Origin of the sequence: Fructobacillus parabroussonetiae, assembly GCF_018437265.1 — a bacterium.
GTDB classification, from domain to species: domain Bacteria; phylum Bacillota; class Bacilli; order Lactobacillales; family Lactobacillaceae; genus Fructobacillus; species Fructobacillus parabroussonetiae.
This window is the reverse complement of the sequence record NZ_JAAMFL010000002.1, coordinates 46,024-61,570: the sequence shown is the minus strand read 5'-3', so window position 1 is coordinate 61,570 and position 15,547 is coordinate 46,024. Positions and strand designations below refer to the sequence as shown.

Below are 15,547 nucleotides of genomic sequence, written 5' to 3'. Positions count from 1 at the left end.
AATTTCTTGCGCTATGCTTCAGGATCTTCTTTATAAGACAATGCGGCCACGTTCAACGTTTGATCGGCCAGGTCTTTTGTAAAGGCTGTTTCGTGGGAAACGATGATGGCGTTTCCAGGAAAGGCCTTGATGGCTTTGTACAAAGCGTTCTTTGTTTCTTCATCCAAATGGTTTGTCGGCTCATCGAGAATCAAGAAGTTCGATGGTTTCATCTCCATTATCGCCAACTTAACCTTGGTCTGTTCCCCTCCAGAAAGCTGGAAGAGCGGTTTTTGCGCATTTTCAGCGTTAATCCCTGCACCAGCTAATCGTTGGCGTAGTTCCTTTGGCATGATCGTTGGGAAAAGATCTTGCATCGCCTGCAATGGCGTTTGCTGATCATCATCCCAGTCCAAATCCTGGTCAAAATAATTGACTTTGGCCGAAGGTGAAAATTCAACGGTACCACCAAGTTTTGGAATGTCACCCAGGATTGATTTGATCAAAGTTGACTTACCAGCACCGTTAAAGCCGGCAAAGACCAATTTCTTTTCGGTCGTAATCGAGAAGGAAACCGGTTCCAAAATTGGCTGGTCATATCCGACGGACAAATTGGTAACCGTCAAAGCGGCAGCTGACTGTGTATTCACATATGGAAAGTCGAACTTGGCCCTCAAGTTTTCTTGTGGTGGCTCGACCTTGTCCATTCGAGCCAGCATCTTTTCACGGGAACGAGCCTGCTTAGAGGTTGACGCACGGGCCTTGTTTTTCGCAATAAACTTTTCAGCTTTGGCGATTTCTTCCTGCTGCTTTTCATACTCACGAATCTGCTGATCCGCCCGTTCCTCTTTTTGGCGCATGGCCTTTTGGAAGGAACCACGGTATTTCGTAATCTTTCCAAAGGACACGTCGGCAATGGCGTTGGTTACTTGGTCCAAAAAGTCAAAGTCGTGGGAAATAATCATCGCCGCGCCTTCGAAGTTCTGCAAGAATCCTTCCAACCATTCGATGTGGGAAACATCCAAGTAGTTGGTTGGCTCATCCAAAATAATTACGTCATCGTTTTCAAGCAACAATTTCGCCAGGATGACTTTGGCACGTTGACCACCAGACATATGCTCTAATTCACGGTCACGACCGATTGCTTCGAGACCCAGTCCCGAAATCACGCGCTCGATTTCGGTGTCCACGTCATAAAAGCCAGCGGCGTCCAATTCTTCTTGGAAACGGCCCGCCTTTTCCAGCAGCTTGTCATCAGCAGTAGCCGCGTACTTCTCGTAGAGCGCCGTCATCTTGTCCTGCTTATCATAGAGATCCTGATAAGCGGTGTGCAAAAAGTCCACCAGGGTCATCCCCGCCGGAATCTCGGCATACTGGTCTAAGTACCCGATCTTTAAGTTCTTGGCCCACTCGATTTTTCCAGACAGTGGGAGCACTTGCCCCGTTAAAATTCGGATCAAGGTTGATTTGCCGGCCCCGTTTTGACCAACAATGCCCATGTGCTCACCAGCCTGCAGTTCCAAGCTTGCGTTTTCGTATAAGGTTTTTTCTGCGTAGGCCATTGACAGCCCACTTACTTCTAATAATGCCATAAGCCTAATTCTAGCACATTTCTGCCCATTTCCATAGCAAAGCCGGGTCGCATGGCCTATACTATTAAACAGATAAAGAAGGAGTGACTGATGAAAGTCCGTAAACTAAACCACAAAACCATCCCCGCCAGCGATAAAAACCGCGCTTACCGCTTCTGGCGCGACGTCTTTGACCTGCCACAAGTCGGCCTGCAAAGCGAACGTCGTTTAGCGGTTGACCATCAGGAACTTTTTTTTATTGATGGACCGGCTGAAAACGACTTTGAGCTCCTGGTTCGCGACCACGAAAGCACCCTTCAGCAGCATTTCAGGAATAACTTTGTTCCCATTTTAAATCGTGAGGAACGCTTTGGTCACAAGGTGGCCTTGACCGTTCAGGATTCTGAGGGAAACCTCGTGGTCATTGAAGGAAATTTGGATTAATTTTTCGAGTTTTTTCTCTAAAAACCTTGCCTGGGCAAGGGTCCCATGCTACAATAATATCTGTTGTTTAAAACAAACTGGTCAGTTAGCTCAGTTGGTAGAGCAACGGACTCTTAATCCGTGGGTCCAGGGTTCGAGCCCCTGACTGACCATCAAATAAAAAGATCCGCACCGAAGTGCGGATCTTTTTTTACGCGTTTTTTCTATAGAAAAGAACTGGTAGCTGCGGGATAAAGTAAACAGCACTCATTTTAATAAATCGATTAAACGCTGTGACACTCGAGTCATTAACCGCAGCCATTATCATCCGGAAAAAAGGCCATCAATGCATAGGAAAGATAATTAACATCTGCATCAACAGCGACTTTTTCAAGCACATAAAAAAAGCAGTCGAAGTACAACTGCTTCGAACTGCTTTTAGATGAAATGGGCTCTTACTGTCGGTAGACGTAATAAGCCAAGCTTCCACCATTTGCTTTTTGGTTGTAATAATAGGCGTTATCGTAATTCCATACGGAAACTGCGGCACCAGCCTGATCACCATGGGCATAGTTAACGGAAATGGCGTTGTTTGCATCCGTCATAATTTGCACGTGACCGGCTGACCCACCAGAGGCTCCTTGCTGTCCCCAAATGACAATGTCACCACGTTCAGCATTCCAAGGCGTATTGGTCGAAATCAAATGATAGCCGTTCGCCTGCAAGTAACTGTGCATGGAATCCGTGTTGTACAAGTAAGCTGGTTTTGAAGCACCCGCCTCATACATGGCTTCCACCATTGAACCAGAACAATCGGCCGTACCATCCGCCCCGTTACGTGAACCAGCCATATCATAAGTCAATTGACCCATGTGGTTGTAGAACCAGTTAATCACAGCGTTTGAATCAACACGGTTCGTTTGCGTTGCCGCTGCATCCGTGCTTTGGCTATTCGTGTTCGCATTGTTGCTTGCGGCAGGAACATAGGCGGTTGGCGTTACAGAACCTTGCGTATCAACCGAATCGTTGGCTGACTGATCGTCATCCCCCATTCGTGTTGACAGACCTTCTTCGTTATCCGTTCCACTTTGTCCCGCGTTGGTAGCAGTCGCTGCATCATTTGTTGAAGCAGCGGTACTTGATTGTGCCGTTTGACTCTGTCCTTGGTTCACTTGTGACTGTGACTGGGCTTGTTGCTTTGAAGCAGCCTGTGAGGCAGCTTGCGAACTTGCTTGCGAAGCGGCCTGACTATCAGCTGCAGCCTGTGAGGCTTGTTGGTAAGCCGCCTCTGAACCAGATTGCGAACCTGCCTGATTGTTGACTGTCGCCGACTGTTCAGTCGACTGGTCATTTTGACCATTGTCCAACGTTGGTGTTCCCTGCTGAAGGACAATCAAGTTTTGATCGCCATTACCAAGATCTGCCTGCGTGGTTTGCTGACCATCTTGCAAGTAACCAGCATCCTTCAACCCTTGGATAATTGGTGCTTGCTGTGCCATCTTTTGTCCAGCAACCAAGAGTCCGTGATCAGTCAAACCAAGCTGGTTGGCTGCATCATCCGTTGAGGTACCAAAAGCTGCCGCAATGGCAGACAATGTATCACCCCATTGGACTTGGTAATCGGATAAATTCTTAGCCCCTTGGCTCTTAACGGCCGCCCGAACATGATCAGTCGAATTAGCTGACCAATGATTTTGCTGATCACTTTGCGTCGCTTGACCAGAAACATCATTTGCGGAAACCGTTTGCGCGTTTCCAATAACGTTTGCCCCCAGGACAGCGCCTGTGGCTGCCAAAGTTGTGGCTCCGGCAGTGACCATCAGGCGCTTGCTGAGTTGCTTCATTTTGTTATTTTCCATAACAATAACCTCCATTTCAATCTAGCGCTTCTCCACTATAGATTAGCAGAGAAAGAACAGAGGGAGCGCTTAATTAAGCAAGCTTAACCTTTGCTTAAGCATCTTTGAAAAATCAAAAGGTCCAGATTAGGGCGATTTACAATACAATAAAAAAACAGCCCTTTCGGCTGTTAACAGTTAATCATCAATTGGTAATGAAGAGGAGTGACCGGGGCCACCCTTTTCTGGTGCAATCAAGGCAATGGCCGCATTAACCGCTGCTGGGGCTTGCCCAAAACCAGTCGCGATCAAATCAACATGATCAGCATAGGAGCTGAGATCACCGATTGCAAAAAGGCCGGCCTGCTTTGTTTTGACTTGGTCTTTAACCTGAAGACCCGCCTTATCCCAATCAAGGGCAATCGTCCAATGCCGCTCGGCCTGCCCCGCCGTTTTAAAGCCGTATTGCACAATCAGTTCGTCAACCACCAAGTCCTTTGAAAGCGCCTCGTTTTTTGGATCGACTAGCTTGACTGTTAGACCTTTTCCCGCGTTTTCGTCAACCGCTTGGACTTTGTAAGGCGTTTCTTTAATAACAGACGATGCCTCGAGTTCTTTTACCGACTGTTCCATTGCGCGAAAAGCTTCACGTCGGTGTATTAGATAGGTCGTTTCTGCATAGGAGGCCAGTTCATTGGCTAAATCAACAGCCGAATCGCCGCCGCCCAAAACGGCCACCCGCTTGCCGGCATAAACCGACAGATCAGTCGCCATGTATGCCAGCCCTTTTGACTGCAAGGCTTTCTCGTTAGCAACTTGGAGGCGCCTTGGTTCAAAGGCCCCCTTCCCCGTTGCCAAAATCACGCTTTTGGCCTGCAAGTGCTCTGTCCCGTCGTTCAACGCCAAGGTAAAGATATCGTCTTTTTTTACCAAATCCGTTACACGCGTATTCGTCAAAACAGGGACCTTAAAGCGTTGCACCTGCTTGACCAGACCATCAATCAGCTGGCGACCACTGACACCGGCTAAGCCAGCAACATCCCAGATTTTTTTATCCGGGTAAAGCGTCGTCACTTGCCCCCCCAATGTCTCTTGCGCTTCGACAATCAAGACCTTAACATCGCGTAATGAGGCGTAATAACCGGCAAAAAGGCCGACTGGCCCAGCACCAACGATAATAATATCGTACATTTCTTCGTAGTTTGTATCGTTCATTCGGATTTTACCAAAACTTTCTTAAAAAGGCGCTCTTTTCGCTCGCTTTTTTTGCTATACTTATTGTACCGAAACAAAGGAGACTTTCAATGCCACGTTATAAAATGATTTTAGATCTCGATACCGGAATCGATGATGCCTTGGCCCTGGCCTATGCAGTTGGCCACCAAGACATTGACCTAATCGGGATTATCGCTTCATATGGCAATAATCTGACAGACGTCACTGCGCAAAACTCGCTCGATCTATTGGACCTTTTAGGCGCTTCTGACGTTCCCGTCTTCTATGGTGCTCGTCACTCGACAACTACTGACGACTTTTCCGTCATGCCCGTCTCAAAAACGATTCACGGCAAAAACGGGGTCGGTGACGTAGCTGTTCCCAAATCATCACGACAGGTTGACGCGCAATCCGGCATCGACTTTTTGATCGAAGCGGCCCATCAATATCAAGACGAACTCATTTACTTGCCAACTGGTCCTCTAACCAACTTGGCCCTGGCCCTTGAAAAGGATCCGGCCATCGCCCATTTGATTGGCCAGACAACCTTAATGGGTGGTGCCTTGACGGTTCCTGGTAACGTGACCCCTTTTACAGAAGCCAACATTAATCAAGACCCGGAAGCAGCCAACACCGTTTTCCAGCAACAAGAAAAACTAACAATGGTCGGTTTGGACGTCACCCTTCGAACGCTCTTGACGAAGAAGGAAACGGCCGAATGGCGTGCTCTTGGTAACCAAAAGGGGCAACTATACGCCGACATCATGGATTATTACATCGATGCCTACTATAACCTCGACATTGACAAACGTGGCGCCGCTTTGCACGATCCGCTTGCTGTTGCTGTGGCTGTGCAACCCGATTATATTGACACCCTGCCTCTCAACATGAAGGTCACAACAGACAAGGTGACCGGTGATTACGGCCGGACCATCGGTGATACAGAGAAATTACTGGATGAAACAACGTCAAAGGCCGCGATTCTTGTTGACCAAGACCGCTTCGTCCATGACTTCCAAAGGATGATGTTAGCTGTTCTAGCTTAATTCACTCTTCAAAGAAAAATGTTTAACAATCTGTTTTGACAGATGTTAAGCATTTTTTATTAGCTCGCTTTCACTTCAGCCAGCTTTTCATCAATCATCTTCAAGACCTGCTCACGGGCGGCAGCGTCTTCGACAAAGTTCAATTCGTCCCCGTTAATAATGAGCTTTGGTGAGCGGTCGTACTGTCCAATCCACTCCTCATAGCGTTCGTTCAAATCCTTGTAGTACTGGTATAGATCAGGGTCTTGTTCAACCTGTTCGTAAGGACGGCCACGCTTTGCAATGCGCTTCAACATGGTCTCGAGTGAGACACGGACATGGATTAATAGGTCCGGTGTCTTCAGCTGATTTTCTTCGTCCACTTCTTCTAAGACGTTATCGACCAAGTCCTTATAGATGGCCACTTCGGTATGCGTGGCCCGGCCCAAATCAGCATTTAACTTAAAAAGGAGGGCGTCTTCAAAGATTGAACGATCAATGATCGATTGTTCTTCTTTTTGAGCCGCCATGATTTGGTCCAAACGACTATTTAAAAAGTAAACCTGAAGAAGAAAGGCATACTTCTTTGGGTCCTTGTAAAAAAGTGGCAGAATTGGGTTGTTATCAACACTTTCATAGAAGGCCTTCGCCCCCAAGTGATCAGCCAAAAGGTCCGTCAAGGACGTCTTGCCTGCGCCAATTGTTCCTGCCATTACAATCATGATTTTTCTCCTAAACTTTCGCTTTTTTTAGTATAGCAAAATTCATTCATAACCAGTAGTCTTGACTTTTGAAAAGTCTGGGCGAACCAAATTAAAAACAGCCCCAGCAGCATGCTGAGGATGTTTTCATTTGATATTACCGTTTCTTTACGATTGCAAAGTCTGGTTCAACTTCACCGTTACGGTCTTCTTCTCACTACCACGGTAGTAGGTTAACTTGATCTTATCGCCAACCTTATACTTATAGAGCTTTTCACGCAAGTCAGCCTGCGTTGAAACGCTCTTACCGTCGATGGCCACAATCAGATCGTATTTCTTCAAGCCGGCCTTTGCGGCTGGTGAGCTAGCGTTCACCTTATAGACAACGACCCCACCTGAGACTTCCGTTGGCAGTTTCAAAGTAGACTTCTGTTCATCGGCTGGTACCTGGGACAGGTTAATCATCGAAATACCAAGCGCTGGACGGGTGACTTTACCAAACTTTACCAGCTTATTGACGATGTCAACAACCTGATCCGACGGAATGGCAAAGCCAATCCCCTCAACTGCGGTTCCAGAAGATGATGACGACAACTTCATTGAGTTAATGCCAACAATCTGCCCCGCAAAGTTAATCAATGGTCCACCCGAGTTACCTGGATTAATGGCCGCATCCGTTTGGATGACTGTTGAACCACCGTAATTCGTGTTGGAGGTATCATCCGAGTTCACCAGGCGCTTCGTGGCGGAAATAATTCCTTCTGTTACAGAAGAAGCATATTCCGATCCTAATGGTGATCCGATAGCGAGTACCTTTTGTCCAACCGCAATCTTTTCAGAATCGCCAAAAGAGGCAGCTGACAGGTCATCCCCATCAGTGACTTTTAATACTGCCAAATCCGTTAGCGAATCCTTACCAACCAAATCAGCGACGATCGTTCGGTTGTCATTCGTGATAATCTGAATCTTCGCCGCGCCGTCAATCACGTGGTTGTTCGTCACAATAAAAGCCGAACCATCGGCCTTCTTATAAACAACACCCGATCCTTCGGAGGATTCTTCGTAGTTGGAGCCGGACTTTTTAAAGTTCACGACCGAGACAACCGCGTTGGCAACTTTTGAATAGGCCGTTGATGCCGTATCCGATGACGTCAATTGTTTGGTTGTGTTGGCTTCCGTCAATACTTTTGAATGGGTTACCTGATAGTTTTGGTAGATTTCCTGACCAGCCAAAACAGCTGAACCACCGATCAGACCGGCAAAGGCACCAGCCAAAATTAATTTTGTGAGCTTACTTTCCATCATGCACTCCAGTTTTTTGCTCTATTAAGCTTAGCCGATTCGCATTAATCAAAAATTAATACTATTCTTATTCGTCCCACTGAGTATCTTCTGAGAGCAGGTCGTCATCCACGTTATCTAATTCAAAGTAGAAAGTCGAACCGACGCCCTCCTTCGATTCTACCCATATTTTACCACCAAGTGTCTCAATCACTTCCTTGGAAATTGCAAGGCCTAGACCAGTGCCGCCCATGGCCCGAGAACGGGACTTATCAACACGGAAGAAACGATTAAAGACTTGCTTTTGATCCTCAAGCGGAATACCAAGTCCCTGATCCGAGACACTAACACGGGCCTTATCACCGACTTTATCAAGGCCGACCGTGATTGTTCCACCATCGGGTGAGTACTTAAAGGCATTGTTTAATAGATTATCCAGCACTTGCATAATCTTATCGTGATCAACATCGGCCCAAAGCTCTTCGTCAAGAATGTGACGCACAATGTGTAAGGGATGCTTTGTTTGCTTAGTGTTATCTGTTTTCAAAATCATGTCAAAACGGTTCAAAACGAAGTTCACCATGGCATGCAGGTTCACCAATTCCGTTTTGAGTTCCATCGTGCCTTGATCAATACGCGATAACTCAAGAAGGTCGCTGACCATCCGCGTCATGCGATCGGTTTCGTTTTGAATTACCGACAAAAAGGCGTCCAAGGTTTCTGGATTATCCTTTGCCCCGTCAGCCAAGGCTTCGACATATGAAGTGACAGAAGTCAGGGGAGTCCGAAGCTCGTGAGAAACATTCGAAACGAAATTCTTCCGATCTGCTTCGGTCTTCAATTGCAGGGTAACATCGTGCAAAATCAAAATTAAGGCGTTAATCATCCCAGAAGGGTCTTTAATCATGGAAATACGGACTTCAATAATCCGTTCCCCTAGATCCATGGTAAACGGTTCCTTCGACTTGATTAGATCACGAATGTTTTGGTATTCCGGCATGTCCAAGACATCAAAGACTGGTTGCCCAAGGGCTTCGTACTCATTGACTTTTAGATAGTCCGAAGCAGCCTGGTTAATGATGGTTAATCGACCTCTCGCATCCGTCAACAAAACGCCATCCGTCATGTGATGCAAAACCGAATACAAACGATTCTTTTCATTAGAAATCATTTCCGTTGATGAGGCAATCTTTTGCGACATGACATTGACGGATTGTGCCAAAGTCGCGATTTCATTTGAACCTGCGATTTTGTTCACCATGGCATAGTCACCAGCCGTGATTCTGGCCGTCTGTTTGGCGATTTGCTCAATTGGCTTCGTCACGGTTCGCGACAGAATGAAACCAAGATAAATGGCAGCCAAGACGGTTAGAATACCAGCTAAGATAAAGAGCCACATCACCCGCCGAGCATTCGTATAAATCTCATGAAGGCTTCCGTAGACCACGACGGCACCCACAGTTTGTTTACCGTTCTTCAAAGGTGTCGTCACAATCACTTCTTGACCATTGGAGCCGTCGTTTGTCCGAACACGCCGATAAGCTGAGCTACTCTTCAACGCTAATTGTGTATTCGTATCCAGATGGCGACTTCGATTACTCGTTTTCGTCAACCCGTTTTGATCACTAACGATGTTGCCCTTCATATCAAAGACGACAACATTATCAATCATCTTATCGTCAAATTCGCGCACCGAAGTATCCATGGCATTTTTTGCCGACGAATCGGTCGGATTCGTCAAACCACGGACAATTTTACCTTGAATATAGGTTGGCATTGTCAGACGGTCAGCTGAAGTTACCAGATCGGAAGACTCAATTTGGTGAACGAAGAAAATCCCAACCGACTCAAATAAGACAACAAAAAAGAGAACAAAGACGAGCGACAGTCGGAAGCGAATCGATTGTAAAGTTTTAGCAAAAAAATTCATATTCGCAGACTGGCTTTTGCCTTGTCCTCCTCAATTGTAATTATTGACCTTGTTTACCTGATGAAAGGAAGTAACCCACACCACGGCGAGTTCCCAACCAAACGGGATGTGATGGCACATCTTCAATCTTTTCACGCAAACGTCGAACCGTTACATCAACAGCACGAACGTCGCCGAAGTAATCATATCCCCAAACCTGACGGAGTAGGTTTTCACGGTTCATCACCTGGCCAATGTGTTGGGCCATATAGGCCAACAATTCGAATTCACGGTGTGTCAATTCGACATCAACACCGTCCTTAGTCACCATGTAAGTCTTGGTGTGAATGACCAAGTTACCAAGTTGAATATCATCTTGGTTCAGTGAACTATCATCATTTTGACCAGAAGTGTGGCGGTTACGCAAGTTTGCCTTTACACGGGCAACCATCTCGCGATTGGAGAATGGTTTTGTGATATAGTCATCCGCACCCATTTCAAGTCCAATGACCTTATCAATTTCGGAATCCTTAGCCGTCACCATAATGACCGGCGTCTTATCCTTGGCACGGATTTGACGGAGCACTTCGATTCCTTCAATTTCAGGCAACATTTGATCGAGCAGTACCAGGTCGGGGTTTTCGGAACGATACATATCCAAAGCTTCCTGGCCATCACTCGCTGTTACAACTTCGTAGCCTTCCTTAACCAAGTTGAATTTAATGATATCTGAAATTGGTTTTTCGTCATCGACGACTAAGATTTTATACATAAACCCCATCTCCATATAAAAAAATTAATATACATGAGTTATTCTAACATACTAGCGACTAAGGTTGCTTTATTTACTGAAAAACTTCACAAAAAAATGCCATCTTAAAAATGACATTTTTCGTAAGCCTGTCCTTTGCTTTTCATTTCAAAAGACAGTTCTTTTTTAAATTTATTGATTGCGACGACGGAAACGGTGCTTGAACAATGGACTAATCGCCTCATTCATTGAAACTCGACGGATGGCCTCTCCAATCAGTTCGCCAACGGAAACTATTTCCAACTTGTCAAACTTCTTTGAGTCAGGCAAATTGATTGAATCCGTCACGATAACTTTTGTGAAAACGGAGTTTTGCAAACGTTCCAAAGCTGGACCTGAGAAGACGGCGTGCGAAGCAGCCACATAAACTTCCTTGGCACCATGTTCGAGCACAAGCTGTGCGCCCTGGGTAATGGTTCCAGCTGTATCAATCATGTCATCAACCATAATGGCCGTCTTACCAGCAACGTCACCAACAATCGAGCCAACTTCGGCTACGTTTGGCTTGGGCCGGCGCTTATCGATCACGGCAACCGGTGCTTCAAGTCCAAGCATGTTATTCAAATTGCGCGCACGCGTCATCCCACCATGGTCGGGTGAAACGACAACAGCGTTTTCCTTGTCGGCGATGCCTGTTTCAATCAGGTAATCGGCCAAAAGTGGTGCGCCCTGCAAGTGATCCATTGGCAAATCGAAGAACCCTTGGATTTGTGCAGCGTGGAGGTCGAGTGCCATCACTCGAGTAGCACCTGCTCGTTCAATCATGTTTGCCACAAGCTTTGCCGTAATTGGTTCGCGAGAACGTGCCTTACGGTCCTGGCGAGCATAACCATAATATGGCAAAACCACATTGATTTGTTCGGCCGAAGCACGCTTCAAGGCGTCAATCATAATCAACAATTCCATCAAGTTATCATTAACAGGTTGTGACGTTGATTGGATAACAAAGACATTCGCACCACGAACAGATTCTTCAATGTTGATCTGCACTTCACCATCAGCAAAGCGCTTTACTGAAATATCAGAAAGCGGCACGCCGACTTCAGCAGCAACTTTTTCAGCTAAGGGGTGGTTGGATGAGAGCGAAAAGAGCTTAATATTTGACTGTGACATAGATTCATTTACTCCAAGCATCATTTGCAAGATTACCACTCTATTATAACAAAAATGCATTAAAAAAGAGGACGCTTTTCACTGCGCCCTCTGAAATCTAAAATGTCGAATTTAATGCGTAACGGCGGATCGCATTTGCCACGCCATCATGGTTGTTATCTGTCGTTTGTACGTCAGCTGCCTCTTGAATCATCGGCACCGCATTGCCCATTGCAACACCAATACCCGCTTGGCGAATCATCGTCACATCGTTTTCCTGGTCACCAATGGCCATCGTTTCTTCGGCTTGAATGCCCAGCTTAGCAGCGAGGGCCAGCATTGCCGCTCCCTTAGAGGCATCCTTATTCATAAATTCCAAGTTATTCGGTGTTGAACGCACCACGTTCGCTTGTTCCTTTAAATCAGTTGGCACTTGCTCTTGAACGCGGTCCATAAAGTTCTTTTCGCCAATCAGCATGGCCTTTACAAAGGGCACATCCTGCACATCGGCGAGGGAATCCACGACTTTGAGCGGCAATTGCACCACGAAGTTTTCCTGAGACACAAAGACATTTTGTTCACGAGCCATTGTGTAGGCAAATTCGTCAGATTCAATTTGAAGGTAAGCCTGCTGTTGTTGTGCAAAGGCCTCTGCTTCTTTAAACAATGACCAAGGTAGCGTTTCATGATAAATCATCTTCGAATGGTCAGTCGATTGTGCCATACCACCATTGTGTGTGATCACATACTGATTGTCTGATACAAGGCCAAGTTCCTCAATCACATTTTTGACGCCGGTTGCTGGTCGTCCAGTTGTGATAACGACGTAAATTCCTTGTTCATTTGCCTCTTGTACGGCAGCCTTAACGGCCGGCGTAATTTCACGGTTATCGTTTAAAAGTGTCCCGTCAATATCGATTGAAATCAATTTGATTTTGTTCATCATAGCGTCCCTTTCCAATTAGGGTTATTATAGCAAAAATCAAAAGAGAGGCGCAGCCTTTTGTCAAAGTCTTTGATTGTACAAAAAAAGGACGAGCAATGCTCGTCCTTTTCGAAGGGTGTTCAGCTTACTTCAAAGCTGACCATTGCCACTTCGTGAATTCTTCGATGTCTCGACCTTCTTCACGGGTAACCTTCATGTGCTTTGCCAAGATGTCATCCATCTTTGAGATGAATGTGTCAGCAGCAGCTTGATCGATTACGCCACGTTCTGAAAGGACTTCGACAGCTTCCTTAGCTTGGTGGAAGCGATCAAGGTGTGAGTAAACACGCATGTCATAAGTCGTCGTAATGTCACCATCTTCACGGTAACCGTGAACGTATACATCACCGCGGAACTTACGTTCGAAGAAGAATGATTCAACCAAGTCTTCGTATCCGTGGAATCCGAAGATAACTGGTGTATCAGCTTGGAAGAACTTGTTGAATTCGTCAGCAGACAATTCGCGTTCGTCGTTGCCGGCTGCTTCTGACTTCTTCTGCAAGCGAAGCAATTCAACAACGTTAACGTAACGGAACTTAACGTCTGGGAATTCTTGGTTAACCAACCAAAGGGCAGCCAACGTTTCGATTGTAGGTTCAGTACCTGCAGATGCGAAGGTAATGTCAACCTTTGCAGAAGGTGCAGTAGAAGCCCAATCGATAACAGCCAAACCTTCGTTAGCAAGTACTTCAGCTTCAGCAGCTGAGAACCATTGCTGACGTGGTTGCTTTGAGATAACCATGTGGTTAACCTTTGAGTGTTCTGAGAACGCACGGTCCATCACAGCCAAAGTAGCGTTACCATCGGCTGGCAAGTACTGACGGATGAAGTCAGACTTCTTTTCGGCCAAGTGAGTCAACATACCAGGATCCTGGTGAGTGTAACCGTTGTGGTCCTGCTGGAAAGCAGTAGAAGTTGAAATCAAGTTCAATGATGGGTAGTCATTACGCCATGCTTGTTCTGAAGCGTGACGCAACCACTTGAAGTGCTGAGTGATCATTGAGTCGACAACGCGGAGGAATGATTCGTATGAGGCGAAGATTCCAACACGACCAGTCAACGTATAACCTTCCAACCAACCTTCAGCTTGGTGTTCAGACAATTGAGCATCCAAGATACGGCCTTCTGGGGCTTCGAATTGGTCGTTAGGGTTCTTCACTTCTTCCATCCACTGACGGTTAGTCGTGTCGAACAAGCTCCACAAACGGTTAGACATCGTTTCATCAGGTCCGAAGAAACGGAATGACTTAGGGTTCATTTGCATTACCTTTTCAAGGTAAGTTGACAAAGTGAACATGTCCATGTTGTGGTTGGCATCTGGCAACATCGTTCCACGGTTGTCCGCAGTGATGTTGTTCGTGTATTCGTGCCAGTCTGGCAAGTCAAGATCCTTAAGATCTTCACCGCGCTTACGTCCACCGTTCGTAATAGGGTTAGCAGACATACGCTTGTCACCCTTAGGAGCGATGGCCTTCAATTCATCCTTCAATGAACCGTCAGCGTTGAACAATTCTTCAGGCTTGTATGAGTTCATCCATTCTTCGAATTGTGGCAACGTTTCCAAGTTGTTTTGGCCAAGAGGCAATGGCACTTGGTGGGCACGGAATGAATCTTCGATTGGCATTCCCTTTTGGTCGTGCGTAGGTCCACCCCATCCCTTTGGCAAGCGAGCAATAATCACTGGCCATGAAGGGATCGTTCCATCTTCATACTTTCCGTTTTCACGGGCATCCTTTTGGATGGCTTGGATATCTTCGATGGCTTGGTCAAAGATTGACGCAGCCTTTTCGTGATATGCCATGTAGTCGTGGATATCGCCGTTTTCGATGAAACGAGCTGAGTAGCCAAGACCCTTGAAGAAGTTCGTGATTTCTTCATCTGACATACGTGAGAAGATCGTTGGGTTTGAAATCTTAAATCCGTTCAAGTCCAAGATAGGCAATACAGCACCATCGTTCTTAGCATTCAAGAACTTGATTGAGTGCCATGAAGTCATTGATGGACCAGTTTCGGCTTCACCATCACCAACAACCGCGAAAGCGATTTGGTCTGGGTTATCCAAAACAGCACCGAAGGCGTGGGACAATGAGTAACCCAATTCGCCACCTTCGTGCAAAGAACCTGGCGTTTGGGCCGTCATGTGCGAACCAATTCCACCTGGGAATGAGAAGCGCTTGAACAACGTTGACATACCCTTCAAGTCTTGTGTAACTTCTGGGTAGTCTTCCGTATATTCGCCATCGAGGTAGGCGTTGGTAACCATTACCTGGCCACCGTGTCCTGGTCCACCGATGTAGAACATGTTCAAATCATACTTGTTGATCAGACGGTTTGCGTGAGCGTACAAGAAAGTTTGACCAGAGATCGTTCCCCAGTGCCCGATAGGCTTAACCTTCACGTCTTCAGCTTGAATTGGCGTCTTAGTTACTGAGAACAATGGGTTTGACTTCAAAAAAATCATCCCAGCTGACAGATAGTTGGTAGCACGCCACCACTTGTCAACGAGTTCCAAGTACTCTTTTGAGTTGTAATCAACCATGTAAATAGTACTCCTTTTTCTTTCCACGAAGGGTGCTGATGCACACCTCCGGTTTAAATATTTACAAGTATTATTATATCTGCAGATTAAATGGGTTTCAAGGTAAATGGCCGGATGGCTCGAACTTTCTTAATTTTGGTTACACCTGTTTTTATAATTGGACCGTTCCAATTATAAA

The 15,547-nt window shown here is 46.2% G+C and carries 12 protein-coding genes and 1 tRNA gene; 3 read left to right on the top strand and 10 right to left on the bottom strand.

Annotation, left to right across the window (positions count from 1 at the left end; translation table 11 throughout):
- Positions 1 to 11: 11 nt before the first annotated feature.
- On the bottom strand, positions 12 to 1,571 hold the full coding sequence (locus G6R30_RS01420) for an ABC-F family ATP-binding cassette domain-containing protein (RefSeq protein WP_213820745.1): 1,560 nt from the start codon (positions 1,569 to 1,571) through the stop codon (positions 12 to 14).
- Positions 1,572 to 1,661: 90 nt separating this feature from the next.
- Between G6R30_RS01420 and G6R30_RS01415 the strand changes: the two genes are divergently transcribed.
- Positions 1,662 to 1,994 (top strand): lactoylglutathione lyase, encoded by a 333-nt coding sequence (locus G6R30_RS01415; RefSeq protein WP_213820743.1) that lies wholly within the window; start codon positions 1,662 to 1,664, stop codon positions 1,992 to 1,994.
- 79 nt (positions 1,995 to 2,073) lie between these two features.
- A tRNA-Lys gene (locus tag G6R30_RS01410) sits at positions 2,074 to 2,146 on the top strand.
- A gap of 282 nt (positions 2,147 to 2,428) precedes the next feature.
- On the opposite strand, the gene G6R30_RS01405 is transcribed toward G6R30_RS01410, so the two are convergent.
- Both G6R30_RS01405 and G6R30_RS01400 read right to left on the bottom strand, forming a co-directional pair.
- The gene (locus tag G6R30_RS01405) at positions 2,429 to 3,832 is read right to left on the bottom strand and encodes a C40 family peptidase (RefSeq protein WP_213820741.1); all 1,404 of its coding nucleotides are present in this window, start codon (positions 3,830 to 3,832) and stop codon (positions 2,429 to 2,431) included.
- Between the two features lie 177 nt (positions 3,833 to 4,009).
- Entirely contained in the window at positions 4,010 to 5,026 is a 1,017-nt protein-coding gene (locus G6R30_RS01400; protein ID WP_213820739.1) for an NAD(P)/FAD-dependent oxidoreductase, read from the bottom strand.
- 89 nt (positions 5,027 to 5,115) lie between these two features.
- On the opposite strand from G6R30_RS01400, the gene G6R30_RS01395 reads away from it, so the two are divergent.
- Positions 5,116 to 6,072, top strand: a complete 957-nt coding sequence (locus tag G6R30_RS01395) for a nucleoside hydrolase (RefSeq protein WP_213820737.1) — start codon at positions 5,116 to 5,118, stop codon at positions 6,070 to 6,072.
- Positions 6,073 to 6,131: 59 nt separating this feature from the next.
- Here the strand turns inward: G6R30_RS01395 and G6R30_RS01390 are convergent, their stop codons facing one another.
- The 7 genes from G6R30_RS01390 to G6R30_RS01360 form a co-directional block, all read right to left on the bottom strand.
- Positions 6,132 to 6,773, bottom strand: a complete 642-nt coding sequence (locus tag G6R30_RS01390) for a deoxynucleoside kinase (protein WP_213820735.1) — start codon at positions 6,771 to 6,773, stop codon at positions 6,132 to 6,134.
- A 147-nt stretch (positions 6,774 to 6,920) separates the two neighbouring features.
- On the bottom strand, positions 6,921 to 8,057 hold the full coding sequence (locus G6R30_RS01385; RefSeq protein WP_213820733.1) for a S1C family serine protease: 1,137 nt from the start codon (positions 8,055 to 8,057) through the stop codon (positions 6,921 to 6,923).
- A gap of 64 nt (positions 8,058 to 8,121) precedes the next feature.
- Positions 8,122 to 9,963, bottom strand: a complete 1,842-nt coding sequence (locus tag G6R30_RS01380) for an ATP-binding protein (RefSeq protein ID WP_213820731.1) — start codon at positions 9,961 to 9,963, stop codon at positions 8,122 to 8,124.
- Positions 9,964 to 10,003: 40 nt separating this feature from the next.
- Entirely contained in the window at positions 10,004 to 10,714 is a 711-nt protein-coding gene (gene yycF, locus G6R30_RS01375; protein ID WP_213820729.1) for a response regulator YycF, read from the bottom strand.
- 171 nt (positions 10,715 to 10,885) lie between these two features.
- Positions 10,886 to 11,866: a ribose-phosphate diphosphokinase gene (locus G6R30_RS01370; RefSeq protein WP_213820727.1), complete on the bottom strand. Its 981-nt coding sequence runs from the start codon at positions 11,864 to 11,866 to the stop codon at positions 10,886 to 10,888.
- A gap of 97 nt (positions 11,867 to 11,963) precedes the next feature.
- Entirely contained in the window at positions 11,964 to 12,788 is an 825-nt protein-coding gene (locus G6R30_RS01365; protein ID WP_213820725.1) for a Cof-type HAD-IIB family hydrolase, read from the bottom strand.
- A gap of 127 nt (positions 12,789 to 12,915) precedes the next feature.
- Positions 12,916 to 15,369 (bottom strand): phosphoketolase family protein, encoded by a 2,454-nt coding sequence (locus G6R30_RS01360; protein WP_213820723.1) that lies wholly within the window; start codon positions 15,367 to 15,369, stop codon positions 12,916 to 12,918.
- Between the last annotated feature and the right edge of the window lie 178 nt (positions 15,370 to 15,547).

Coding starts and splice junctions, on each gene's coding strand:
- G6R30_RS01420 (WP_213820745.1), bottom strand. CDS start 1,571: ATGGCATTATTAGAAGTAAGTGGGCTGTCAATGGCCTACGCAGAAAAA.
- G6R30_RS01415 (WP_213820743.1), top strand. CDS start 1,662: ATGAAAGTCCGTAAACTAAACCACAAAACCATCCCCGCCAGCGATAAA.
- G6R30_RS01405 (WP_213820741.1), bottom strand. CDS start 3,832: ATGGAAAATAACAAAATGAAGCAACTCAGCAAGCGCCTGATGGTCACT.
- G6R30_RS01400 (WP_213820739.1), bottom strand. CDS start 5,026: ATGAACGATACAAACTACGAAGAAATGTACGATATTATTATCGTTGGT.
- G6R30_RS01395 (WP_213820737.1), top strand. CDS start 5,116: ATGCCACGTTATAAAATGATTTTAGATCTCGATACCGGAATCGATGAT.
- G6R30_RS01390 (WP_213820735.1), bottom strand. CDS start 6,773: ATGATTGTAATGGCAGGAACAATTGGCGCAGGCAAGACGTCCTTGACG.
- G6R30_RS01385 (WP_213820733.1), bottom strand. CDS start 8,057: ATGATGGAAAGTAAGCTCACAAAATTAATTTTGGCTGGTGCCTTTGCC.
- G6R30_RS01380 (WP_213820731.1), bottom strand. CDS start 9,963: ATGAATTTTTTTGCTAAAACTTTACAATCGATTCGCTTCCGACTGTCG.
- yycF (WP_213820729.1), bottom strand. CDS start 10,714: ATGTATAAAATCTTAGTCGTCGATGACGAAAAACCAATTTCAGATATC.
- G6R30_RS01370 (WP_213820727.1), bottom strand. CDS start 11,866: ATGTCACAGTCAAATATTAAGCTCTTTTCGCTCTCATCCAACCACCCC.
- G6R30_RS01365 (WP_213820725.1), bottom strand. CDS start 12,788: ATGAACAAAATCAAATTGATTTCAATCGATATTGACGGGACACTTTTA.
- G6R30_RS01360 (WP_213820723.1), bottom strand. CDS start 15,369: ATGGTTGATTACAACTCAAAAGAGTACTTGGAACTCGTTGACAAGTGG.